Raw genomic sequence first — 914 nt, forward strand, 5'->3', positions numbered from 1 at the left:
AAAGCTTCCGCGTCCTGCTCACGCCCCTTACCTACATCCATGTAGGCAACAAAGAGTTTATCGCCCCTAGGCAGAACCCGAAGGGCAGCGCATGTTTGGCATTTATGCTGCGTTATCGCCTATTTATGGGGAGTAACCACACTTCATAGGCTCTGCCTTGCCTAAAAACCAAACATACTGCTGCAAATTCAACCATCAGAGATCAACACGCCCTAGCATTACCATACGCTACAAAGAGCTAAATAGTTCTTTTAGCCGTAGGGCGTTTACCTTGTTATATAAAAACAAGGTAAACGCATTATTTGCTATGCTGCGGTTACTAACGGTTTTATTGCTCAGGCTCAAGGCGTTTAATTCCTTGTCCGTCAATGCCTAAGTAAATATAGCCATCACTGCCTTGTGCTAAGCTGCGGACGCGGCCTATTCCTTCTAAAACTTTATATTGTTTTGAAACACCTTTGTTGGATATTTCCAGTGCACTTAAAAACGAAAACTTCATAGACGATAGCAAAAGCTTGCCTTTTAATTGCGGGTACTTATCGCTGCTAACCAATAACATGTCAGAAGGGGCAATGGAGGGGGTCCAGTGCAGTATGGGCGATTGCATGCCGTCTTTTTCTTGTATGTCGGTAAACGACGTACCGTTGTAATTAACACCATAACTAACCACAGGCCAGCCATAATTAGCGCCCGCTTTAATTATGTTTAGCTCATCGCCGCCGCGTGGGCCGTGCTCATGAGACCATAACGTTTGTGTTGTTTTATCAAACCACATGCCTTGCGGGTTACGATGTCCGTATGACCAAATAGCGTGTTTAGCGCTTTTTTGATTTACAAACGGGTTATCTTTAGGAATACGGCCATCAGCGTGTAAGCGATAAATTTTACCGCCATCACGGGTTAAGTCTTGCGGG

General features: G+C 44.9%; 1 protein-coding gene. It reads right to left on the reverse strand.

Annotation, left to right across the window (positions count from 1 at the left end; all coding sequences use genetic code 11):
* Positions 1-328: 328 nt before the first annotated feature.
* A partial coding sequence (locus L650_RS0112240) for a PQQ-dependent sugar dehydrogenase (RefSeq protein ID WP_029773303.1) occupies positions 329-914 on the reverse strand: 586 nt, incomplete at its 5' end.

This window comes from Pseudoalteromonas sp. TB51, assembly GCF_000498055.1.
In the GTDB taxonomy this organism is placed as follows: domain Bacteria; phylum Pseudomonadota; class Gammaproteobacteria; order Enterobacterales; family Alteromonadaceae; genus Pseudoalteromonas; species Pseudoalteromonas atlantica.